Here is a 22,619-nt window from a genome sequence, read left to right on the forward strand (position 1 = left end):
TTCTCCTCTAAAGCGCATTTCGACGGGCTAGTAGCGAGTTTAGCTCCCTAATGTAACCGGAAACTTACCCGACGTATTAAAGACTTGTTCCGGCATCCACGAGCCCGCGCAGCGCGATCAGTTCGCTCAATACATGGGCGCCTGCGATGGCCGTGGCACCCGTCGTGTCATAGGGCGGCGAGACCTCCACCACATCGCCACCGATCAGCGTCACACCGCGCAGGCCGCGCAGGATTTCGGCAGCCTGCCAGCTGGCAAGCCCACCCCAGACCGGTGTGCCCGTCCCCGGCGCGAAGGCCGGATCGAGGCAATCGATATCGAAGGTGATGTAGCAGGGCCGTTTACCGACAAGCTGTTTGACCTTCGTCACCACCGCATCCACCCCGTTGCGATGCACGGAGGGCGCATCGAGGATAGTGACCCCGAGCGTGTCGGGGTTATCGGTGCGGATACCGATCGAGGCCGAGGCCTTGGGGTCGACGAGCCCTTCCTTGATGGCTTTGTAAAGGAATGTGCCGTGATCGATCCGCGCCGGATCATCATCGGCCCATGTATCGGAATGCGCATCGAACTGGATCAGCGCCACGGGGCCGAACCGCTCGGCCACGGCGCGCAAGATCGGCAACGTAATATAATGATCGCCCCCCATGGAGAGCGGCGTCACGCCGGCCTGTACGATCTGGCGCAAGTGCTCGGTGATCCGCGACGGAGTCTCGGCGACATTGGCGTAATCGAAGGCCAGATCACCGTAGTCTATGATATTGAGTGCCGAGAGCGGATCGTAGCCCCAGCCATAGGGCGCGTCAAATGCCTGAAGGGTCGAGACCTCGCGGATCGCGCGCGGCCCGAACCGCGCGCCGGGACGGTTGGTGACGGCCTGATCGAAGGGAATACCGGTTACGGCGATATCAGCCCCCACCAGCTCCTTGCTGTAGCGCCTGCGCAGGAAACTGGTCGCGCCGCCAAATGCGTTCTCGTAGCTGAGCCCGCGCCGGTTCTGTCGGGTAAAGGCCTCGTCTACCTGATGTTTTGCATCCTCAAGCGCCATGATCCGCCTCCCATGCGAAACCCCGATACGCAAGCCGTGACGCGAAGGCCGCTAAGCGTCAACCCCCAATTGTGGAGCGGGAAAAGTCCAAACATGGATTTTCGCTACATGATCTATGTCAAATCCCTCTTTTCACAGCAGGCGTAGGATAGCCGAAACGAGGAGATCCCATGCGACTTACCATCCGAACCAATCTCGCCATGCGCAGCCTGATGTTCTGTGCCATCAATGCGGGCCGCACGGTCCGCAAATCCGAGATCGCCGAGAACTGCAATGCGTCGGAAAACCATCTGGCGCAGGTGATCAACACACTTTCCCAGCGTGGATATATCGAGACCCGCCGCGGGCGCGCGGGCGGCATGCAGCTGGCGCGAGCCGCCTCGGAAATCTCGGTGGGCGCGGTATTTCGCGATTTCGAGGGCGGCCTGCCCTTTGCCGAATGTTTCGACGCCGAGGCCAACACCTGCCCTCTGGCGCAGGGCTGCATGTTGCGCACAGCCCTTGCCAAGGCGCTGGAGGCCTTCTTCGGCGAGTTGGACCGCTACAGCCTCGCCGATCTCGTCGACAATAACGACCGGCTTGAAGAGATCCTGCTTCTGCCTGAAGGGATACCGCCTGTCTCGGCCTGTAGCCACCGGATCTCGGCACGCGCCTGATCGCCTATGCGCCAAATTGAAAAAGCCGCCCCCTGAGGGGCGGCTTTTCCATGTTCTGACCTTCCGGAATAACCCGAAATCAGCCGACCAGCTCGAGGCCCGAGAAGAAGAAGGAGATTTCTTCCGCTGCGGTTTCCGGTGCGTCCGAACCGTGGACCGAGTTCTCGCCGACGGACAGAGCGTATTCCTTGCGGATGGTGCCTTCTGCCGCATCTGCGGGGTTGGTTGCGCCCATGACTTCACGGTTTTTCAGGATAGCGCCTTCGCCTTCCAGAACCTGCACGACAACCGGCTCGGAGGCCATGAACTCGCACAGTTCGCCGTAGAAGGGACGCTCTTTGTGGACTTCATAGAACTTGCCGGCTTGTTCCATCGACAGTTTGATGCGCTTTTGTGCGACGATGCGGAGACCCGCTTCCTCGAACTTGGCGTTGATCTTACCGGTCAGGTTGCGGCGGGTTGCGTCGGGTTTGATGATCGACAGCGTGCGTTCGGTAGCCATGCTAAGCTCTTTCTTTTGCGTCTTGCCCGCGCGGGTGATCCTGCGGGCACGGGAGAATGAATATCGTTCGCCTGCTAGCATGCGGTCGCGGGGTTGAAAAGCCCCGCGCTGCGTTCTTGCGCCCCATCAGGCGGCGTTTTGTAACCTTTTTAGGCGACAGATCGCGTAGAGAGCTTGAAACCCGAAAAATGGCGGCCTATATCCAATCCTGTTCGGGGCTTGCCTCGGACTATGGACATAAACGCGCATGTAATACACGGATCGGACCCGGGGGCGGTACCCGGCGGCTCCACCATATATCCTTTCGTTTGGGATCATGGGGCCGAAATAGGATCGACGAACGTCTAAAGATGTAGCTTTGTCTCGGTGAGATACCACCGTTATCGGTTCAAAAAGTACAATTGCAAACGACAATCGTGCTCCGGTAGCTCTGGCTGCGTAAGCAGCTTAAGCTCCGAAACCTAACTCCTTGCGCTTAGCAGCGTAAGGCGGGGCCCGCAGGAGCCTTGCAACAGAATCCTGCACCTTTTCCCCATCCTCTCCGCTCTTTCGGCACGCGGCGCTTGCATGAGGCCACAAAGCCGTGCAGTCTGATCCGAGGTTGTCACGACTGCGTTGTGAAACTGGTTGTTATTCATCGACATAGTGCCATTGACGCAGGCCGAGCCTGCCCAAGACCACCTGTAGCCAAGATAACACCGAGGTCTCATGTCCGATAAGCTCAGCTTCTATAAAGAATTCCTTCAGGAAGTCTGGTCCAATGGTCGGGCCGAATGCTTGTCGCTTTATGTGTCTGACTGTTCCCATGCCACCGGACTGATCAGCGATGTCGAGATGACGCGGGAGGATATGGAAGAGCTCGTCCCCGCCCTGCGTGCCCATCTCGACCATATCCGTCATGACATCCGGCATAGTTACGAGAGCGGGGATATCCTTCATGTGCTGATGACGGTTAGCGGCACGTCGAAAGTATCGGGGAATCACGTCGAATTCAGCGGGCAGTCGCTTCTGCGTTTTCGCGATGGCAAGATCGTGGCCATGCATGACCATTACGATCTTATCGGTCTGTTTAGCCAGCTAGGATTTTTGCCTGTGGATACGGTTGCCCTATGCCTCTCGAGCGAAAAGATTTCGTAACGTTTCTACGATCTAGAAAACCTTCAACAGAAAAGTGCCCCTTTCCAAAGGCATGAAAACCCCTATGGTGAGGGAACACCTGCTAAGGTATGGAAGGACAAGGAATGACCCGCAGCATCGATTACGGAAACCTGATGCATCGCGCGATGCGCAGCCTGATTCAGGATGTGCTCTCAGACGTGGCCGAGAACGGACTTCCCGGCGCGCATCATTTCTTCATAACCTTCGACACGCAGGCAGATGGTGTCGAGATGGCCGACTGGCTGCATTCGCGTTATCCCGAAGAGATGACGGTGGTGATCCAGCACTGGTTCGACAATCTCAATGTCGATGATGACGGCTTCGGCGTGACGCTGAATTTCGGCAACAATCCCGAGCCGCTCTATATCCCTTATGATGCGATCCAGACCTTTGTGGATCCTTCCGTTGAGTTCGGCCTCAGATTCGAGACGCAGGATTCGGACGAGGATGGCGACGATCAAACCGATGATACCGAGAATGATGACGACGATCCGCCCCCCTCGGGCGTGCGGCCCGAGGCCGAAGTTGTCAGCCTCGATAAATTCCGTAAATCCTAACTGTTGCAGCGACCGCCCCTCGGGGCGGTCTTTTACTGTGTTAGCGCCCGTATACATGCGTATACCGTTTGCATTCCCGCGCCCTACCGCTTAGACAAAAACACGTTCACGGCTGGCCCGATTTTTAGCGGCCAGAGCTGGTTATTACGGAGGCCCACTATGACCGCGACCCGTACCGAGACCGATAGCTTCGGTCCGCTGGAAGTTCCCGCAGACAAATACTGGGGCGCGCAGACGCAGCGCTCGATACTGAATTTCCCCATCGGCTGGGAAAAGCAGCCGGTGCCGATCATCCGCGCCCTCGGCGTGATCAAGAAAGCCTGCGCGATGGCCAACAAGGCCAATGGCGCGATGGATGCGAAAATCGCTGATGCGATCATCGCGGCAGCAGGCGAAGTGATCGACGGCAAGTTCGATGACAACTTCCCGCTGGTCGTCTGGCAGACGGGTTCGGGCACCCAGTCCAACATGAACGCGAACGAGGTGATCTCGAACCGCGCCATCGAGATGCTGGGCGGCGAGATGGGCTCGAAAAAACCCGTCCACCCCAATGACCACTGCAATATGGGTCAGTCCTCCAACGACACCTTCCCGACCGCGATGCATGTCGGTATCGCCATGTCGGCACGTGATGTGCTGATCCCGGGCCTCACCAAGCTGGCCGAGGCGCTCGAAGCGAAATCGGAAGCCTTCAAGGACATCATCAAGATCGGCCGCACCCATACGCAGGATGCGACCCCTCTGACCCTTGGTCAGGAATTCGGCGGCTATGCGCATCAGGTCCGCAAGGGCATCGCGCGCGTCGAGGCCTGCCTTGGTGACATCTACGAGCTGGCACAGGGCGGCACCGCCGTCGGCACCGGCCTGAACACCAAGAAAGGCTGGGGCGAGGCGGTTGCGGCAAATATGGCCGAGATCACCGGCCTGCCCTTCGTTACCGCCCCCAACAAGTTCGAGGCACTTGCAGCCCATGACGCGATGGTCATGTTCTCGGGCGCGCTCAACACGGTTGCGGCCTCGCTCTTCAAGATCGCCAATGACATCCGTCTTCTGGGCTCGGGCCCGCGTTGCGGTCTGGGCGAGCTGATCCTGCCGGAAAACGAGCCGGGCTCCTCGATCATGCCGGGTAAAGTGAACCCGACGCAGGCCGAAGCACTGACCATGGTCTGTGCCCATGTCATGGGCAACAATGCCGCTGTCGGCTTCGCAGGAAGCCAAGGCCATTTCGAGCTGAACGTCTATAACCCCATGATGTCCTATAACGTGCTGCAATCCATGCAGCTTCTGGGCGATAGCGCCTCGGCCTTCACCGATAACATGGTGGTGGGCATCGAGGCCAACGAGCCGCGTATCGAGAAGCTCCTGCACGAGTCGCTCATGCTGGTCACTGCCCTTGCGCCGACCATCGGGTATGACAACGCCACCAAGGTTGCCAAGACCGCGCATAAGAACGGCACCACGCTGAAGCAGGAAGCCATCGCGCTCGGCTTCGTGGACGAAAAGACCTTCGACGAGGTCGTCCGCCCCGAGCTGATGATCGGCCCCAATGACTGATCTGCCCGTCAAAGGGTAACGGAAAGGCCAGCCCTCGGGCTGGCCTTTTTCATGATCCCAAGCGTTTCAAAAGGGCTTTCAGGCCGTCGGGAAAAAGCTTCGGACCACCGTCCTGATCAAGCGTCGCTGGATCGAACCACTGGGCAAAGCACACGACACCGCTATCCTCGTGGAACTGTAGGCGCGTCTCGCCCTCGAACGCGCCCTCCGGCAGAGTGATCTCGTAAAGCGCGAGGATCTCGTGCCCCTGATGGCCTTCATGATGGTAGAGGTTCTCGATGAAAACCGGCGCTCCCCGTAGGCCAATCTCGACCCCCAACTCCTCGTGGAATTCGCGCCGGAGCGCGGCCTCGGCCGTCTCGCCAAATTCGACTGTGCCCCCCAAGGGCCGAACACCTTTGACCCGACCGGCATCATCGGGCACCTCGGCGGCCAGAAGCCGCCCGTCGCGCCAATGCAGGCCAAGCACTTTGAACCGGATACGGGGAGCGGGACGCCACTGTGTCATAGCCCACCCTAACCTGCCCCCGAGACCGCCTCAAGACAAAGGGGCGGCATCCCTGCCGCCCCTCGCCCGCACAAGTCGTTTTGGGCCTATGCCTATTTACCGTCGATCCGCTTCTGGTCTTCCTTCAGCTCAAGCCACATCGCGTTCATGACGGCGAAGATGGCGGCCAGCGGAAGGCCCAGAATCCATGCGAAATACCACATCTGTCGTTCCTTTCCTCAATAGACCGAATGGGAGTTGCCGGTGATGTCATCCTCGGTGACCTTGCCCCAGAGCACCTTATAGACCCAGCTCGTATAGGCGAGGATGATCGGGACAAAAATCACCGCCGAGACCAGCATGATAAACAGCGTCAGATGCGAGGAGGACGCGTTCCAGACAGCAAGCGAGGAGTTGAGCGCCGTGCTCGAGGGCATGATGAAGGGGAACATCGTGAGCCCGACCGAAGAGATCACGCCGAGCACCGCGACACCCGAGAGGATCATCGTCGAGCCCTCGCGCCCCGCTTTCAGGCCCAGATGGGTCAGGAGCGCGCAGACGATGCCCAAGGCCGGTGCGATCACGATCCACGGGCGGTCAGCATAGGCCGAAAGCCATGTGGCCGAGCGGATCACCGTGAAATGCAGCGGGTTCGAGGGGCCATCGACCGGCACATCACCGCTGAAGGCATAGCCCGGGATGAAGGCCAGCCAGATCCCGGCCAGCACATAGGCCGCCACCGCGACGAGGGCTGCCTTGGCGCCGATAGCACGGGCGCGCGCCGCCACGATCCCTTCGGCCTTCAGGTTCACCCATGCACCACCATGCATGACGAGCATCGAAAGCGAGACCACCCCTGCCAGCAGCGAGAAGGGATCGAGAAGCCCGATGAATTTCATATACCAAGCGCCCTCGTAGACGGTGTGCAAATCATCGGTCAGATGGAAGGGCACGCCCTGGATCACATTGCCCACGGCCACGCCGAAGAGAAGCGCCGGAACCGCCCCCGAGAGGCACAAAGCCCAGTCCCAGTTGCGCCGCCAGACGAGACCCTCGCGTTTGGAGCGGTATTTGAACGCCACCGGACGCACGATGAAGGATGCAAGCACCACGAACATCGCCAGATAGAAGCCGGAGAAGCTGACCGCATAGAGCGGCGGCCAGGCCGCGAAGATCGCGCCACCGCCGAGGATGAGCCATACCTGGTTGCCTTCCCAGACGGGGCCGACGGTGTTGATCACCACGCGGCGTTCGGTGTCGGTGCGGCCGATGAAGGGCATCAGGGCGGCAGTGCCCATGTCGAACCCGTCGGTCGCGGCGAAGCCGATCAGCAGGATGCCCAGGAGCACCCACCAGATCACCCGCAGCACGTCATAGCTGATAAGGTCATGAAGGATCATAGCAATTTACTCCGCAGGTTCCGCGATGGCATCGGCTGCCGCCTTGCCGCTCAGACGGGTCTTGTGGCTGGCCATCCAGCTTTCGGTTTCCGCCACATCCTCGAACGGGCCCTTGTTGATGTATTTCAGCATCAAACCCATCTCGATAATGAAGAGCACGGTATAGAACAGGATGAAGCCGATGATGGTCATCAGGACTTCGGTGGCCGAGAGCGCGGAGACCGAAAGCGCCGTCGGCAGGATCCCGTCTACCGTCCATGGCTGACGCCCGAATTCCGCCACGAACCACCCCATCTCGGCGGCGATCCACGGCGCAGGCATCATCCAGACCGCCAAACGCAGCATCGGGCGCGGATAATGCATGCCCTTGAAGGACGAGCGGTAGAACATATAAGCCATCGTGCCGATCATCAAGAAGCCCAGAACGGCCATGATGCGGAAGGCCCAAAAGAGCGGCCAGACCTGCGGCACGGTGTCCGCCGCCGCCTGCTTGATCTGCGCATCGGATGCCTCGCGCGGATCCTCGACATATTTCTTCAGCAAGAACGCATAACCCAGATCGCCGGAATGGTCCTCGAAGGTTTTCATTACCTCGGGCGCGGTGGCTGCACGGTCCTGACGGAAGGTCATCAAGGCGTCATAGGCGATCAGACCATTGCGGATACGGGCCTCTGATTCCTCCACCAGATCGTCAATCCCGGGGATCGAGGTGGTCAGAGAGCGCGTACCGATCAGCCCCATCAGATAGGGGATATGGATCGCGTAGCGGTTCTCGCGCGCCTCCTGATCGGGGATGGCGAAAGCGGTGAAGGGCGCAGGCGCGGGCTCGGTCTCCCACATCCCCTCGATGGCGGCAAGTTTCATGCGCTGCGTATGGGTCGCATTATAGCCCGACTCGTCGCCCAGAAGCACCACAGAGAGCGCCGAGGCCAGACCGAAGGCTGCGGCGACGGTGATCGAACGGCGCGCAAGCTCGGTATGACGCCCGCGCAGCAGGAACCATGCCGAGACGCCGATCACGAAGACCGAAGCGGTCACATAGCCTGCCGAAACGGTATGGACGAATTTCGCCTGCGCCACCTCGTTGAAGAGCACAGCGAAGAAATCCACCATCTCCATGCGCATGGTCATCGGGTTGAACTCGGCCCCCACGGGGTTCTGCATCCAGCCATTGGCGATAAGGATCCAGAGCGCCGAGAAGTTCGAGCCGATAGCCACGAGCCACGCCACGACGCAATGCGCGGTCTTCGACATCTTGTCCCAGCCGAAGAAGAACAGCCCCACGAAGGTCGCCTCGAGGAAGAAGGCCATCAGCCCCTCGATGGCCAGAGGCGCGCCAAAGATGTCGCCCACATAATGGCTATAATAGCTCCAGTTCATCCCGAACTGGAATTCCATCGTGATGCCGGTGGCGACCCCGATGGCAAAGTTGATCCCGAACAAAAGGCCCCAGAACTTGGTCATCTGGCGCCAGATGGGGCGGTTGGTCATCACATACACCGTCTCCATGATCGCCACGAGGATCGACAGACCCAGCGTCAGCGGCACGAAGAGGAAGTGATACATCGCAGTCATGGCAAATTGAAACCGTGACAGCTCGACGATACCGAAATCCATATCCTCAGCTCCTAGCGGGAAAGATGAGTTTCCCATTCGCGTTTTCTTATGCGACCCGAGTAAGCCTGCACTCGCGCGGCCTCCTTGATCTGGGTCAAAAAGTAGAAATCAAATGCGCAATTACAGGATTATCACCCTATCAGATATCTCAACCTCTACGTGTTTATGCGAGGCGGAAAGAATGGCGGACTGCGGCAGGATGGCACGGATTTCCCTTAGCACATGGAGTGCGGTGGCGTCGTCGAGCCCCTCGGTCGGCTCGTCGAGGAGCAGGAGATCGGGACGGCGCAGGAGTAACCGCGCCAAAGTGACGCGCCTTGCCTCGCCGCCCGAAAGCCCTTCGCCACGCGGACCGATGACCATATCGAGGCCACCGCGCAGGCGGATCACCTCCCGCAAAGCACAGGCGTCGATAACCGCGTCCAGATCGGCATCGGTGATCCGGTCATCGCCAAGACAGAGGTTTTCGCGCAGGGTGCCCGCCATCAGGGCGCTGCGCTGGGGCAGATAGGCCACCCTCTCGCGCAGGGACGCCTCGTCGAGCGTGGCGATCGGGATCTGCCCGAGCCTGATCTCGCCGTCAAAAGGCATCAACCCCGCCAGCGCCAGCAGGAGCGTGGATTTGCCCCGACCGCTCGCTCCGGTCACGGCAAGCCACTGCCCCGGTCCGAGATCGAAGGACAGATCCTCGATAATGGGCTGTGCGGTATCGGGCCGGCAGAGCGACAGATGCGACACCGTCAATTGCGCGCTGCGCGGTGGTGTAACGGCGGGGCTGGCCGGTGCCTCGGGACCGGGCAGATGGCCGCGCACCCGCGTGGCCGCCATCCGCATCCGCCCCAGATCGGGCGCAAGGCGGCGCAGCGGCGCGATCGTCTCTGCCAGCCCGAGCGCCGCAAAGAACCCGAGCGCGGCATAGGACGGCGCAAAGCCGCCCGCATTCACCGTGGCAATCCCGAGCCCGAGCGCCCCTGCCGCAACCAGCTGCAGGAGCAGGTTGAGCGTCAGCCCGACCCTGCGTTCGGCGGCATCCTGCCGCTGGCTAAACCCGTCGTGCAAGTCTTGGGCGGCCTGCACCTGCACGGCCTGCCCCGCAAGGCGCCCGTAGACCGCCAGATCACGACGGGCACGGATCATGTCGATCAGGCCCGTGCGGAAAGACTGGGCCGCCTCCTCGCGCGCACGCGCCACGCGGGCCGAGGTCCGCGCGGCCCAAATCAGGATCAGCGCCCCGCCCAAGGTATAGCCCAATCCGATCCATGCGGCGATCATGCCGCCCAACAACCAGTGAAGCACCAGATAGACCAGCGCATGGGTGCCAAGCGCCGCCATCACCGGCAGGAACAGTCGCAGCGAGACACCGTCCAGCGCATCGACATCGGCCGTCAGCCGATTGAGCGCCTGCGCGCCACGGATGCGGGTCATCGTCCGGTATCCCGCCCCCAGATAGCCGCGCAGAACATCGGCCCGCAGCGCCTCGAGCCCGCGCAGGGTGGCATCATGGGTCAGAAGCCGCTCGCCATAGCGCCCCGCCGCCCGTCCGAGCGCCAGAAAACGCACCATGGCCGAGGGGCGGAACACGTCGAAGACCGAACCCATCCCGATCAGCCCCGCAGCAGCCGCCGCCACGATGAACCACCCCGACAGCCCCAGAAGCGCGGCTCCCATGACCAGCACGGTCAGGCTCAGCGCCCAGCCCCGCGCCATCGCCCAGGAATTGGCCCGCAGAAGACGCAGGAATATCGCGAAAAGGTCTCTCATCTTACGCCTCCAGCCGGATGATCCGGTCCATTTTCTCCGCCAGCGCCATGTCATGGGTCGCGATAACCAGCCCCATGCCGCGCCCGTGGGCCGCCAGCAGCCCGGTGGTAACGGCGGCTGCAGTCTCGGTATCCAGATCGGCAGTGGGTTCATCAGCCAGCAGCAGATCGGGACGGCGCGCCAGCGCCCGCGCCAGCATGATCCGCCGCGCCTCGCCGCCCGACAGACCACCTCCCGTCTCGCCCAGAGGCGTCTCGAGCCCTTCGGGCAGCGCGCGCACGACCTGCGCCACACCCGCCTGTGCCAGCGCGGGCCAAGGATCTGCCCCCTCGGGCAGCATCAGGCTCTCGCGCAACGTACCCGAAAGGAAATGCGGGGCCTGTGGCATCCAGCCCAGACGCGCCCGCCACGCATCGGCGGTCTCGGGCACAAGCGGTTGCCCCCCCACACGGACATATCCTGCCTCGGGCGTGAGCCCCCCTGCCAACAGGCGCAAAAGCGTGGTCTTGCCCGCCCCGGAGGGCCCGACCAGCGCGATACTCTCTCCTGCATCGACGCTCACATCCGGCAAGGCACGACCATGGATCACGAGCCCGCTTGCCTGCACAGTGCACAGCCCTGCCAGCGGTGCGGCCTGCGCGCCTTTCCCCACGAGAGGCGCGGCTTGGCCGTTCTGCCAGTCCTCGAGTTCGGCGCCCACCGCTTCTGCCGATGCACGGTCATGCCATGCCGCCGACAGATCGCGCAAAGGCTGGTAGAATTCCGGCGCGATCAGCAGAAGGAAAATCCCCGCCTCGGGCGAAAGCCCCGCCCCCCAAGTGCCGAAAGAGATCTCGCCCAGAAGCGAGAAGCCCACGAATACGGCGACCATCGCCACCCCGATGGCCGAGAAGAGTTCCAAGACCGTCGAGGACAGGAACGCCACCCCGAGCACCGCCATCGTACGCTGGCGCAGCCGACCGGTCTGGACGACAAACCCCTCCATCACGCGGTCCTGTGCGCCCAGCACGCGGATATCGAGCACCGCCCCCAGCCGCTCGACCAGCATATCGTTGAGCGTGCCGATCTCGCCCAGCTGGCGCATGGAAGCCTCTTTCGCGGCCATCCCCACAAGTGCCATGAAGACCGGAATCAGCGGGCCTGAAACCGCGAAGATCACGGCCACCGCCCAGGACTGCCAGAGCGCCACCCCGAGAAACAGGAGCGGCACCACCCCCACGCGGAACTGTGCGGGGCGGTAGCGGGTGATATAGGGCCGCAACAACTCGGCCTTCTCGCCGGCAAGGGCGGCGATGGCCCCCGCCCCGCCAAAGCGGTTCTCCTCGCCCGACGCGGCTTCCTGCGCCACGATCCGCGCGCGCAAGCACCCGACCGTGCGGTTGGCCGCCCCTTGCGCCAGCCCCTCCGCGCCCCAGTTGAGCGCCGCCCTGAGCCCCCCGAGCAAGCCGAACACGAGCGACGGTATCAGCGCCCCGGCGTTCTGTCCCGCAAGGAGCGCGCCCAGAACATGCGCCACACACCACGCCTGCAAGGGCCAGACCAGTGCCGCGAGAACCGACAGGCCCGAGGCGCCGCGCAACCGTCCCGCCTCGGGCGCCATCAGAGAGTTCAGCACCCTCCGCCCGCGTTTTGCGCGCGATAGCGCCTCGTCCTGCGCCGCTTGGTTTGCGCTGCCATGGCCTGTCATGATGCACCCCGTCCTACTCTTTGCCGTCCCTCCGTAACCGCATCGGCAAAAAGCTCATTTGATCTGCATCATATCGGCGCAGAAAACGCGCAGTCCCGATATATGTTTGCGGGGTCTTTTCAGCCTGCCTCTGTCATGGCAAAATCACGCAATGAGCAATGTGACCAATCTCAACCAGTTCCGCAAAACCAAGGCCCGCGCCGAGAAGCGCGCGGCGGCTGACGCCAATGCTGTGAAATTCGGCCGCACCAAGGCCGAGCGCGCGCGCGACGAAGCGGACGATCTGGCCGCCAAGCGCCATCTCGACGCTCATCGTCTGGACAAGGATGATGGGGAGCAGAGCGAGACATGAGCCGCCCGCGCAAACATTCCCTGACACTCGGCGGGCACCGCACCTCGGTTACGCTGGAGGACGAGTTCTGGCAGGCCTTCCGCGACATCGCGCGCGAACGCGATATGGGGATCAATGCGCTGGCCGCGGAAATAGATGTGGCCCGCGGGGTCGAGATGGGGCTGGCCACCGCCATCCGTCTCCATGTGCTGCGCTATTACCGCGCGCAGCTTTTACAGGGCTGAGAAGCCGTCCCTGACTGCCGCCTCACAGGCCGCGGCCAGCGCCTTGCGGTCGCGATGCGCGGCCACGGCCAGAGGCGGATGAAAGACCAGCGTGATCCGTCCCCCGCGTCTTGCCTTCAGAAGCTTCTCGAGATGCGGGGCAAAGGCCATATCGCCCCACCATCCGTAAAAGCGCGGATCCTCGCCTGAAGGGGCATGATAGCGCAGGCTGACCGGCTGGACCCACATCCGCGCGCGCAGATCCTCGGTGAAAAAGGCCTGAAACAGGGTCGATTTGAATGGCAGAACCCGACGCGTATCGCTGGAGGTGCCTTCGGGGAAGAACAGAAGCCTGTGGCCTGCGCGGATCCGGGTCTCGAACAGGCGGGCCTGGGCGGCCGCCTCGCGCGGGTCACGACGGATAAAGACCGTCCCCGCGATCCGTGCCAGAAGCCCGATCCCCGGCCAGCCGGCCACCTCGGATTTGGCCACGAAAAACACATTACTCGCGGCATTGAGCGCGAGAATGTCGAACCATGATCCGTGATTGCATACCACCGCCCCCGCATGACGCATCGGTCGGCCCCGGATCGTGAGGCCGATCCCCAGGATTGCGACGGTCGCCCGCGAGACCAGCCGCGGGATATGCACCGAAAGCGGCCGGTCGGACCGACGCAGAACGGTCTCGATCAGCCGTGAGACGCCCATCGCCCCGAGCCCGCACAGGAACACGAGCACCACACAGACACACCGAACGCTTAGCCGGAGCCTGTCGCCCGAACGGGGTGTGGGCGGCGCTGGGGGCGCCTCACCCATCCAAGTGGGCGACGGTACGGGGCGGGTCATACCTCGACCCTGCGGGTATAGAAGCTGCGATGTTTCGCACTCATGGCGGTCGTGTCCATCATCACCAGCACATCGGTCGTGTTGAAATCATGATCGATAAAAGCACCCTCGCCCACGAAGCCACCGAGCTTGAGGTAGGACTTGATCAGATTGGGCATGGCTGCCATCGCCGCGCGCCGGTCGAGCGCCTCGGGCGGCACCAGATCCATCGGCTGGAAGACGCGTGCCCGCGCCCGCAGCGCGTCTGGGGCGCGGTGATGATGGTGGAGCCACGCAAGAGGCATCTTCAGCGCCTGCAGGTCGGTGCCATGGAAAGAGGCCACCCCGAACAGGATCTCGATCCGGTTCGTGAGCACATAGTCTGCCAGCCCGTTCCAGAGCAGGAACATGGCCGCGCCTCCGCGATGATCGGGATGGACGCAGGAGCGCCCAAGCTCGAGCATCGGGCGGTTCAGGGCCTTGAGCGGCCCGAGATCGTATTCCTCATCGCAATAATAGCGCCCGAAGGCCGCCGCACGATCCGAACGTAGGAGACGATAGACTCCCACCACATGGCTGAGCGTCTCAGGATCGATGGCGGGATCAACCAATAGAAGATGATCGTAAACGGGATCGAAGGCATCGCATTCGAGTTGGGCTGCGTGATTAACCATCGCGCCACCCCCGCCCAGCTCGGCCACGAAGACCTGATAGCGCAGCCGTTGCGAGGCCAGAAGATCTTCCTCGCTCGCCGCAAGACGAACCTCTAAACGACTGGATTCCATGGCATTTCAATCCACTTTTGCAAGCATGTCGCACGCTCTTGCCGAGTTTGTGGCAAGAGAGCGCTCAAAAGGCAAGCAGGTTGGGAGGCGCCGATTGACCCGCGTGGCAAAATCGGCGTTAACCTTTCCTCAACTTTAATCTTCAATAACGAGAGTCAACGCGATCACCCGACCGTCAACCACCTGTTTACCCGCCTCGCGGAAATTGACGGTGATCTTGTCGCCCACGCGCGATTGCACCTGACCTACACCCCATTCCGGCGCTTTCGGGTTCCGGACCAACATACCCGGCTCGAGGAATTCGTTCATGACTGCCCTGTCTTCTCAATTGCTTCCTTCTGACGCCAATACCGAGGCTTCCGAGGCCGATCTGGTGGCCCTTGTCGGTTCGCGTCTGTGTCATGACCTTATCAGCCCTTTGGGCGCAATCAGCAATGGGGTAGAGCTTTTGGCGATGGCAGGTGGCGCGATGAGCCCCGAGATGCAGTTGATCGCCGAGAGCGTGAACGCGGCCAATGCGCGGGTGAAGTTCTTCCGCGTGGCCTTCGGACAATCGAGCACCGAGCAGCGCGTCAGCCAGAACGAGATCCGCAACCTTCTGGCCGAGATGTCCGCGACGGGCCGGATGAAATATGAATGGCAGGCTGAAGGCGACCAGCCCCGTCATTTCGTGAAGATGGCCTATCTGGCGATGCTCTGCATGGAAACCGCGCTGCCCTTCGGCGGGCGGCTGGTGATTACAGAGATCAATGGCGAATGGCATCTGGTGGCCGAAACGCGGCGCACCAAACCCGACGAGGCACTGTGGAATGCGCTGAACGGACAGGCGCCCGAAGACCTCCGTCCGGCGCAGGTCCAGTTTCTGCTGCTACCGCGCGAGGCGGCACTCCACGGACGCCATATCGCATGGGAGATCGGCGAGACCGAAGCCCGTATCGGCTTCTGATCCATGCGCGAGCAGCAAACAGAAAACCGGCGCAAGACGCCGGTTTTTTATTTTTTGCAAATGGTTGGAATATGATCTTAAAGTAGATGCCCAAGACGGCGATGGATGGTGGGGATGATCGCATAGACCATCGACAGCACGACAATGGGACAGACCACGGCAGTCACCGTAAAGAGCGGATGCCCGTCCATCAGCGGCAGCACCACATAGAGGAGCGCCGTGACCAGCGGGTAGATAGCACAAAGGACAAAGAAACTCAGACGCAAATTGCGCGAGAACAGACGGCGGCCGGGGGGGATCTGGGCGGTCATGGGAATTCTCCGGAAGGGCGGTTGGCACGCAGGAAATATAGAAAGCATGCCTATCTTATGTCAAAGACACAAAAAGCCGCAGCACATGCTTTCTGCACTGCGGCCTTTAAATCGGGCGATACTCAGGCGCGGGTCGCGCCATCCCCCGTGACAAGATACTTGAACGAGGTCAGTTGCTCGGCCCCCACGGGGCCGCGCGCATGCATCTTGCCGGTGGCAATCCCGATCTCGGCACCCATCCCGAATTCCCCGCCATCGGCGAATTGGGTCGAGGCGTTATGCATGAGGATCGCGCTATCGAGCCGCTGGAAGAAGCGTGCCACAGGCGCCTTGTCCTCGGCCAGGATCGCTTCGGTATGGTTGGAGCCGTAGCGGCGGATATGGGCAATGGCCTCATCCACCCCCTCCACGATTTTGGCCGCGCAGATCATATCGAGGAATTCACGCCCGTAATCATCCTCGGCGGCCTCGACCACGCCCTCGGTGCCCAGCAGATCACCCTGCCCGCGCACCTCGACGCCCTTGGCCAGAAGATCGCGGATCAGCACATCACCATGCCTGTCCCAGAAAGCGCGGTCGATCAGCAGGCATTCCATTGCCCCGCAGATCCCCGTCCGGCGGGTCTTGGCGTTGATCACGATACGGCGGGCCTTGTCCAGATCGGCGCTGCCATCGACATAGATATGGCAGATCCCTTCCAGATGCGCGAAGACCGGCACGCGCGCCTCGCGCTGGACGAGCCCTACGAGCCCCTTGCCCCCGCGCGGAACGATCACGTCGATATATTCGACCGCCTGCAGCATCGCGGCCACGGCATCACGGTCACGGGTGGGCACCAGCTGGATCGCCGCCTCGGGCAGACCTGCGGCTTTCAACCCCTCGACCAGACAGGCATGGATCGCCCGCGAGGAATGGAAGCTCTCCGAGCCACCACGCAGAATCACCGCATTGCCGGATTTCAGGCAGAGTGCACCGGCATCGGCAGTCACATTGGGACGCGATTCGTAGATCACCCCCACCACACCGAGCGGCGTGCGCACACGCTGGATATGCAGCCCCGTGGGGCGGTCCCATTCGGTGATCACCGCGCCCACAGGATCCTCTTGTGCGGCGATGGTGCGCAGGCCCTTGCAGATCCCCTCGATCCCCGCCTCGTCAAGCTTCAGACGGTCCATCATGGCAGGCGTGAGCCCCTTTGCCTCGCCATAGGCCAGATCCTCGGCATTCGCGGCAATGATCTCGGCGCGCTGCGCCCAGACAGCATCGGCGGCCGCTTCGAGCGCACGGGTTTTCTGAGGCGCTGGTGCGAAGGCCAGCTCTGCTGCTGCCTCGCGGGCAGCGGCACCGAGGGTGTCGATCAGCTGCTTTGCATCCAACGCGTCTTTCATCCGTCTACTCCTTATGTGACAGCCCGCATATAGCGACCCTGCCCGACCAAAAGAAGCCCAAAACGACAAAAGCACCCCGTTGGGGTGCTTTCTGACGAGAAGATGGTGGCGCGGTTGACGGGGCTCGAACCCGCGACCCTCGGCGTGACAGGCCGATACTCTAACCAACTGAGCTACAACCGCACAGCATCTTCCAAACTCCAATTCCGAAACAGTGGCGCGGTTGACGGGGCTCGAACCCGCGACCCTCGGCGTGACAGGCCGATACTCTAACCAACTGAGCTACAACCGCACAGCATCTTCCAAACTCCAATTCCGAAACAGTGGCGCGGTTGACGGGGCTCGAACCCGCGACCCTCGGCGTGACAGGCCGATACTCTAACCAACTGAGCTACAACCGCTCTTCATCCCCTCCGGCATCGCCCGGAGCGTGGGGTGGGTAATACGGGCCACTAACGCGCCCGTCAAGCATGGTTTCGCATTCTTTTCAAAAAAACCCAAAAACCCTGCCGCGTATTTTAGGAAACCCTTTAAAACAACGCTTCTTCAATTGGTTGGCATCAGCACAGCGGGGGCAACGGAGCGCCGTTATCAGGGGAATCATATCGCCGGAGGGGCCGTGATCCCCGTGGCTTGCCGCTCCATCCTAGCGCGTTCAGTCGGGAAGCGGGATAAACTCGTCGCGATCCGTCGGCGGGAGCTGGAATCGCCCGTGCATCCAATCGCCCGCGCGCCAGGATTCCTTGGCCGCTTCGATACGTTCCTGCGAAGAGGCCACGAAATTCCACCAGATATAGCGCGGCCCTTCTAGCGTGGCCCCGCCCAGCACCATCAGACGTGCCCCCTCGGCCCCTGCCTTGACCGAGATCCGGTCACCGGGACGGAAGATCAGCATACGTCCCGCCCCATAATGCGCCCCGCCCACATGCACCGAGCCGCGCAGCACATAGACGCCGCGATCCTCGTGATTGTCGGGCAGCGGCAGCGCGGCATGGGGTGTCAGATCGGCATCGGCGTAAAACAGCTCCGACGGCATGGCGAGCGGCGCTTTCGCCCCCCAGGCATCCCCCAGAACCAGCGTCACTTTTTTACCCTCGGCCTCCAGAACCGGCAGCGTCCCTGCCCCCGAATGGGCGAATTCCGCCGCATCATCCTCGGCATCTTTGGGCAGCGCGATCCAGGTCTGGATACCAAACATCGTATCGCCCGTCTCGCGCAGATCCTCGTCGGTGCGCTCGGAATGGGTGATGCCATAACCCGCATTCATCCAGTTCACCTCGCCCGGTTTGATCCATTGATCTGTTCCGAGGGAGTCGCGGTGATGCAGCCGTCCCTGAAGCAGATAGGTTACCGTGCCGAGGCCGATATGCGGGTGCGGGCGGATATCGACGCCCTTCTGCCCCGACAGGAACTCGACAGGCCCGATCTCGTCGAAGAAGATGAACGGCCCCACCATCTGGCGCTTGGCCGAAGGCAGCGCACGGCGCACCTCGAACGACCCCAGATCCCGCGCACGCGGCACGATTTCCATATCAACGAGATCAACGGCATCGCCAATCGGGATATCGGCATCGAGAATCGGGTTCCAGCTCATCTGGGCGCTCCATTTTGGCAATTCGGCTTGGGACGAATGTGCCGCGCAAAGGGGGTGATGAAAACAGGCAGGGGCGCGCAGGGTCTGTGCACGCCCTCGCCCGCGCGGGCCTATTGCACGCCTGCCTGCGCGGCCAGATCGCCCATCATCGCATCTGCCCGCGCTGTGAGGTCTCCCAGATCGACGCGGATCAACTTACCGTTCTCCTTATGGATCTCCCCCGCAATCATCACAAAGGACACATCCTCGGGCTCGGCCGCATGGGTCAGCAGGAAATCGGGCGAGGCGGCAGGACGTGTGTTGAGCCCCTCGGTAGAGATTGCGATCAGATCCGCCGGCCCGCCTTCCGTCAGCGTGCCCACGCCTTCGGGCGCCATGATCGAGCGTGCGCCCTGACGGGTCGCCCAGTCGAACACATCCGCATCGGGCAATGCCTGCTGCTTATGCGCATGACCATCTGCCAGATCGGCGGTCAGGCGCATGACCTCGAACATATTGATCTGCCCCGCCAGCACCGTGTTATCGACCGAGACAGCCATCTCGAGCCCCGCATCCTTCATCATCCCCGGATCAGGCACGCCGTATCCCACCTCCAGCTCGGTCCATGGCGAGATGATCAGCGGGCTACCGCCCTCGGCCAGTTTGCGCAGATCCTCTTCGGGTGCCGAGGTCATATGGACAACATGGATATCCTTCCCCAGCATCTTCTGTTCGGCCAGCGCAGCCACGTTGTGTTTCTCTGCGGCCTCGGGGGCCCCACCCATATGAAAGGTTACCGGCAACCCGAGATCACGCGCCTTGGTGATTTCCTGCGTCCAGATCTCAGGCGTCGAACGGTCCGGCCCGCGCAGCGACACACCGAGCCCGATCAGGCTATCCTCTGGCCAGTCGGACTGCGTCGTCTCCAGATCGGCGAGATCCATCAGAGCGCCCTGCCCCAAAGCCTGCGGATAGCCATAGCTGAACCGTCCGCGCACGCCGGAGGCCGCCATCGCCGCGATCTCGGCATCGGCGAATTCGGGGGCCTTCACGTTATGCGCCCAGTTATTGACATAGGTAATGCCCGAATTGACAGCCAGCGCCATTCCCAGCTCGACCGAGAGCGCCGATGCCTCGGGCGTCCATGCTCCGGAAAGCGGCTTCATCGTGCCCGCGAACCCGCCCTGATCACTGCGCTCATAGCCGCGCGCGATGGTGTTCCACATATGCCAGTGGCTATCGACAAGACCGGGAGTCAGAAGATGGCCGGACAGGTCGATCTCGGTCGCATCGGCTGCCTCTATATCTGCATCGATCCGCGCAATCTTACCGTCTTCAATGAGGATATCCAACGGCGCCGGGGGGGTCCAGCCACCCTGCATCGTGATCACCTGCGCTCCGCTCAGGAGATAGCGGCGGCCGGATGGATCATCGTCTTGCGCGAGGGCCGTCAGTGGCAGGCTCAGGGGAAGGGCCGCGCATCCCGCGACGAGAGAAAGACGTGTCATGGAAATCTCTTTCAGCTAGGAACATCGCATAGAGCTATGCCCCTAACCGCAACGGTCAGCACCTCTCACGCATCCGTGATGTATTAAACGGTGCGCCGTGCATGAAACAGGACCTGCCCGCGCGGCAATTTGCGCGGATCTTCCGTCAGCGTCCATCCTGCATCGCGGGCCATCTCATGCACGCTTGAGGCGCGCATATCATAGGGCGCACGGGTGTAATGGGTGACCACGCCATCGCGCTGCCGGTAATGGGCATCCTCGGCCACCTCATCGGGGCGCAGGAAGACGGTGAACAGGAAGAGTTCGAGATTGGGCAGGCGCTGCAGGTTGCGCAGGCACAGACCCAGCATCTCATGCGGGAGATGCGGAAAGAGCCCGAAAGCGATGGCATGGGTGATCCGCGGAGGAATTTGTGGAAATTCGAACGCTTTATCCTCGACCAGTTGCGCAGGATCGAGCCGGGAGCGGTCCGACAGTTCTCGCTCATGCCCCACCAGCATCAGCTCGCGCGAGGCATCGGTGGCCCAGTAATGCCCCGGTTCGAGATAATTGATCACCTTGCAGCCAAGCCGCAACGGCCCCGCCCCGATATCGAGCAGGTGATGATGCGGCAGGATCCCCGCATCCTCGACGATCTCCATCTGGCGCTCGCCGGTCTCTTCCCAGCGCCCGCCGACGATATCACGATGCATCCCGCGGCCGATCATCTCGTCATAGAAACCGGGGCGGGTATAGGGCGCATGCGCGTGGGACATAAAATCGGGTCTCGCATCAGGGGCGCGCGGGCGCGGGTCAGGGAAAAGCCCGCTCTGCACCCCGTGCAGGAGAAGGCCCGCGCTGACCTAATCGGGCTTTTCCCCTATCGCAAGCATTTTCGCACCCGCAACAGGGGGCCTCCGGCGATCACTCGGCAGGGACGGATTGACCGCCTGCCCGCCGCATCGCCCTGAAAGACTGCCAGCGCGCATTCAGCCAGGCCACCGGCCAGAGCGTCGCCGACATTGCCACCACCAGTATCGCGCGGTCCAGCTGGCTTAGCGCTTCGGTCGGCCCGACCGCCAGCGCAAGTAGCCATAGGCCTATGGCATGCCACGCATAAACCTGCAGGCTATGGCGCCCGAGAAAGACCAGCGGACGCCATGTGAAGAGGCGCCTGAACGCATGGGCCACCGTCCTGAGCACGGCATTGCCGTCGCTCAGACCTGCGGTCAGCAGCCATGTCATGATCCCCAGATCGGCGAGGAAATTGGCAACATAGACCGCATCGAGGATATTGCGCTCCTGCTCGGCTTTGAGACCCATGATGGTCTGGAGCAGATCACATCCCGCAAACAGCCCCGCAAGCATCAGGCAGACCATCGCGACGGGACGCCATCTGGGGTCCTTGAACATGGCCGGATCGAAGCGCCCCAGCGCCATATTGGCGCCGATGGCCAGCCCGCCGAAATAAAGTGCCTGCCATGCGAAGCGGTTGAAGAAAATCCCGAGCCTTACGCCGTCCTCGGTCAGGCCCGAGACATCCCCGAGCTTGCGCCAGAAGAACTCGACCACCCCCGTCTGCGCCCCGCCCCAGAGCGCGAAGCAGATTGCCAGTAACAGCATCGTCCTGCCCTCGCGCACCAGATAGAGAGCTGCAGGCGTGAAGAGGATGAAGACCAGATACATCGGCAGGATATCGGCATAGGTGATCCGGCCCATGAGAAAGACCCCCGCGAGGACATTCCCGAAAGGTGCCTGCGCGAAATATGTGAACATATCCGTCCGTGTGTCGGGGCCCGCGACCCACAGCGCCACAAAAGCCGCCACCAGCACCAGAAGATGGGCGATATAGATCGTTTTGACACGCTTGCGCACCAATGCCCAGAGGCCGCGCTCTCCGCTCTTCACCAGCCGTTTCATGAAGACGAGGCCGATCACCAGCCCCGAGAAAAACACGAAGCCCTGCGCATCCTCGACCCAGCCGAGGCTATGGTGCGAGATGTAATGCAGATCGGAATGGAACACCGCAGCCGAGTGCATCCAGACCATGAAAAAGAGGAAAAAGCCGCGAAAGCCGTCAATTATCTGAAATCTCATTGCAAACATCCTATCTGGAATAAGCAGCGCCACATGCCAGATTAAGAGAAGTTTACAAAAGATAAACAACGATAGGTTGCATAACGGAACCCAGCAAAAATAATGGGCATCCAAAACGCCAGAAACACGATCCGGCGAATAACTGCCCTGAAAACGGGCGGGAGAGAAATGGGAGAAGTGGCGCACCCAAGAGGATTCGAACCTCTGGCCTCTGCCTTCGGAGGG

General features: G+C 61.8%; 24 protein-coding genes, 3 tRNA genes and 1 other RNA gene. 8 read left to right on the forward strand and 20 right to left on the reverse strand.

Annotated elements, in window-relative coordinates; all coding sequences use genetic code 11:
- Positions 1 to 76 precede the first annotated feature (76 nt).
- Positions 77 to 1,048 carry an agmatinase gene (speB, locus tag VSX56_RS07125; protein WP_350935955.1) on the reverse strand — a complete coding sequence of 324 codons (972 nt, stop codon included), beginning with the start codon at positions 1,046 to 1,048 and terminating at the stop codon, positions 77 to 79.
- Positions 1,049 to 1,218: 170 nt separating this feature from the next.
- Between speB and VSX56_RS07130 the strand changes: the two genes are divergently transcribed.
- Entirely contained in the window at positions 1,219 to 1,704 is a 486-nt protein-coding gene (locus tag VSX56_RS07130) for an RrF2 family transcriptional regulator (protein WP_339112743.1), read from the forward strand.
- Positions 1,705 to 1,783: 79 nt separating this feature from the next.
- Here VSX56_RS07130 and ndk read toward each other — a convergent pair whose 3' ends face one another.
- Complete coding sequence (gene ndk / locus VSX56_RS07135; RefSeq protein ID WP_339112744.1) at positions 1,784 to 2,206, reverse strand: nucleoside-diphosphate kinase; 423 nt, start codon at positions 2,204 to 2,206, stop codon at positions 1,784 to 1,786.
- Positions 2,207 to 2,376: 170 nt separating this feature from the next.
- On the opposite strand from ndk, the gene ssrA reads away from it, so the two are divergent.
- The 4 genes from ssrA to fumC all read left to right on the forward strand — a co-directional run bounded on the left by ssrA (position 2,377) and on the right by fumC (position 5,475).
- Positions 2,377 to 2,732: a transfer-messenger RNA gene (ssrA, locus tag VSX56_RS07140) on the forward strand.
- Positions 2,733 to 2,914: 182 nt separating this feature from the next.
- Positions 2,915 to 3,343, forward strand: a complete 429-nt coding sequence (locus VSX56_RS07145) for a nuclear transport factor 2 family protein (protein ID WP_350935958.1) — start codon at positions 2,915 to 2,917, stop codon at positions 3,341 to 3,343.
- Between the two features lie 104 nt (positions 3,344 to 3,447).
- Positions 3,448 to 3,921, forward strand: coding sequence for an SspB family protein (locus VSX56_RS07150; RefSeq protein WP_339112746.1), 474 nt, complete (start codon positions 3,448 to 3,450; stop codon positions 3,919 to 3,921).
- 159 nt (positions 3,922 to 4,080) lie between these two features.
- On the forward strand, positions 4,081 to 5,475 hold the full coding sequence (fumC, locus tag VSX56_RS07155; RefSeq protein WP_350935960.1) for a class II fumarate hydratase: 1,395 nt from the start codon (positions 4,081 to 4,083) through the stop codon (positions 5,473 to 5,475).
- Positions 5,476 to 5,524: 49 nt separating this feature from the next.
- On the opposite strand, the gene VSX56_RS07160 is transcribed toward fumC, so the two are convergent.
- The 6 genes from VSX56_RS07160 to VSX56_RS07185 form a co-directional block, all read right to left on the reverse strand.
- Positions 5,525 to 5,983 carry an NUDIX hydrolase gene (locus VSX56_RS07160; RefSeq protein WP_339112748.1) on the reverse strand — a complete coding sequence of 153 codons (459 nt, stop codon included), beginning with the start codon at positions 5,981 to 5,983 and terminating at the stop codon, positions 5,525 to 5,527.
- A 92-nt stretch (positions 5,984 to 6,075) separates the two neighbouring features.
- Complete coding sequence (gene cydX / locus VSX56_RS07165; RefSeq protein ID WP_339112749.1) at positions 6,076 to 6,186, reverse strand: cytochrome bd-I oxidase subunit CydX; 111 nt, start codon at positions 6,184 to 6,186, stop codon at positions 6,076 to 6,078.
- A 15-nt stretch (positions 6,187 to 6,201) separates the two neighbouring features.
- Complete coding sequence (gene cydB / locus VSX56_RS07170; protein WP_350935963.1) at positions 6,202 to 7,362, reverse strand: cytochrome d ubiquinol oxidase subunit II; 1,161 nt, start codon at positions 7,360 to 7,362, stop codon at positions 6,202 to 6,204.
- A 6-nt stretch (positions 7,363 to 7,368) separates the two neighbouring features.
- A complete protein-coding gene (locus VSX56_RS07175) occupies positions 7,369 to 8,979 on the reverse strand; it encodes a cytochrome ubiquinol oxidase subunit I (RefSeq protein ID WP_350935965.1) in 1,611 nt (536 codons plus the stop codon).
- 120 nt (positions 8,980 to 9,099) lie between these two features.
- Positions 9,100 to 10,740 (reverse strand): amino acid ABC transporter ATP-binding/permease protein, encoded by a 1,641-nt coding sequence (locus VSX56_RS07180; protein ID WP_350935967.1) that lies wholly within the window; start codon positions 10,738 to 10,740, stop codon positions 9,100 to 9,102.
- 1 nt (position 10,741) lies between these two features.
- Positions 10,742 to 12,427, reverse strand: a complete 1,686-nt coding sequence (locus VSX56_RS07185) for an ABC transporter ATP-binding protein/permease (protein WP_350935969.1) — start codon at positions 12,425 to 12,427, stop codon at positions 10,742 to 10,744.
- 151 nt (positions 12,428 to 12,578) lie between these two features.
- Between VSX56_RS07185 and VSX56_RS07190 the strand changes: the two genes are divergently transcribed.
- Together VSX56_RS07190 and VSX56_RS07195 are read left to right on the forward strand one after the other, a co-directional pair.
- Positions 12,579 to 12,779, forward strand: a complete 201-nt coding sequence (locus VSX56_RS07190; protein ID WP_350935971.1) for a DUF4169 family protein — start codon at positions 12,579 to 12,581, stop codon at positions 12,777 to 12,779.
- A complete protein-coding gene (locus tag VSX56_RS07195; RefSeq protein WP_350935973.1) occupies positions 12,776 to 13,003 on the forward strand; it encodes a ribbon-helix-helix domain-containing protein in 228 nt (75 codons plus the stop codon). The genes VSX56_RS07190 and VSX56_RS07195 overlap by 4 nt, the downstream gene beginning before the upstream one ends.
- On the opposite strand, the gene olsA is transcribed toward VSX56_RS07195, so the two are convergent.
- From olsA to VSX56_RS07210, 3 genes are all read right to left on the reverse strand, one after another.
- Positions 12,992 to 13,828 carry a lyso-ornithine lipid O-acyltransferase gene (gene olsA, locus VSX56_RS07200; protein WP_350935975.1) on the reverse strand — a complete coding sequence of 279 codons (837 nt, stop codon included), beginning with the start codon at positions 13,826 to 13,828 and terminating at the stop codon, positions 12,992 to 12,994. The two genes, VSX56_RS07195 and olsA, sit on opposite strands and share 12 nt — an antisense overlap.
- Positions 13,825 to 14,592: an L-ornithine N(alpha)-acyltransferase gene (gene olsB, locus VSX56_RS07205; protein WP_350935977.1), complete on the reverse strand. Its 768-nt coding sequence runs from the start codon at positions 14,590 to 14,592 to the stop codon at positions 13,825 to 13,827. The genes olsA and olsB overlap by 4 nt, the downstream gene beginning before the upstream one ends.
- Positions 14,593 to 14,727: 135 nt before the next feature.
- The gene (locus tag VSX56_RS07210; RefSeq protein WP_339112758.1) at positions 14,728 to 14,901 is read right to left on the reverse strand and encodes a DUF3553 domain-containing protein; all 174 of its coding nucleotides are present in this window, start codon (positions 14,899 to 14,901) and stop codon (positions 14,728 to 14,730) included.
- On the opposite strand from VSX56_RS07210, the gene VSX56_RS07215 reads away from it, so the two are divergent.
- Positions 14,900 to 15,538 (forward strand): histidine phosphotransferase family protein, encoded by a 639-nt coding sequence (locus VSX56_RS07215; RefSeq protein ID WP_350935979.1) that lies wholly within the window; start codon positions 14,900 to 14,902, stop codon positions 15,536 to 15,538. The genes VSX56_RS07210 and VSX56_RS07215 overlap by 2 nt on opposite strands.
- A 77-nt stretch (positions 15,539 to 15,615) precedes the next feature.
- On the opposite strand, the gene VSX56_RS07220 is transcribed toward VSX56_RS07215, so the two are convergent.
- From VSX56_RS07220 to opgC, 9 genes are all read right to left on the reverse strand, one after another.
- Complete coding sequence (locus tag VSX56_RS07220; RefSeq protein ID WP_339112760.1) at positions 15,616 to 15,849, reverse strand: putative antibiotic biosynthesis monooxygenase; 234 nt, start codon at positions 15,847 to 15,849, stop codon at positions 15,616 to 15,618.
- A 122-nt stretch (positions 15,850 to 15,971) separates the two neighbouring features.
- The gene (locus VSX56_RS07225; RefSeq protein WP_339112761.1) at positions 15,972 to 17,237 is read right to left on the reverse strand and encodes a glutamate-5-semialdehyde dehydrogenase; all 1,266 of its coding nucleotides are present in this window, start codon (positions 17,235 to 17,237) and stop codon (positions 15,972 to 15,974) included.
- A 106-nt stretch (positions 17,238 to 17,343) separates the two neighbouring features.
- Positions 17,344 to 17,420, reverse strand: a tRNA-Asp gene (locus VSX56_RS07230).
- A 32-nt stretch (positions 17,421 to 17,452) separates the two neighbouring features.
- A tRNA-Asp gene (locus tag VSX56_RS07235) sits at positions 17,453 to 17,529 on the reverse strand.
- Positions 17,530 to 17,561: 32 nt separating this feature from the next.
- Positions 17,562 to 17,638: transfer RNA gene (locus VSX56_RS07240), tRNA-Asp, on the reverse strand.
- 254 nt (positions 17,639 to 17,892) lie between these two features.
- Positions 17,893 to 18,831 carry a pirin family protein gene (locus tag VSX56_RS07245; protein WP_350935982.1) on the reverse strand — a complete coding sequence of 313 codons (939 nt, stop codon included), beginning with the start codon at positions 18,829 to 18,831 and terminating at the stop codon, positions 17,893 to 17,895.
- Between the two features lie 110 nt (positions 18,832 to 18,941).
- A complete protein-coding gene (locus VSX56_RS07250; RefSeq protein WP_350935984.1) occupies positions 18,942 to 20,318 on the reverse strand; it encodes an amidohydrolase family protein in 1,377 nt (458 codons plus the stop codon).
- Positions 20,319 to 20,401: 83 nt separating this feature from the next.
- Positions 20,402 to 21,073 carry a class I SAM-dependent methyltransferase gene (locus VSX56_RS07255; protein ID WP_350935986.1) on the reverse strand — a complete coding sequence of 224 codons (672 nt, stop codon included), beginning with the start codon at positions 21,071 to 21,073 and terminating at the stop codon, positions 20,402 to 20,404.
- A gap of 148 nt (positions 21,074 to 21,221) precedes the next feature.
- Positions 21,222 to 22,394: an OpgC domain-containing protein gene (gene opgC, locus VSX56_RS07260; protein ID WP_350935988.1), complete on the reverse strand. Its 1,173-nt coding sequence runs from the start codon at positions 22,392 to 22,394 to the stop codon at positions 21,222 to 21,224.
- Positions 22,395 to 22,619: the final 225 nt, after the last annotated feature.

The sequence above is a fragment of the Thioclava kandeliae genome, assembly GCF_040297545.1.
Lineage (GTDB): Bacteria > Pseudomonadota > Alphaproteobacteria > Rhodobacterales > Rhodobacteraceae > Thioclava > Thioclava kandeliae.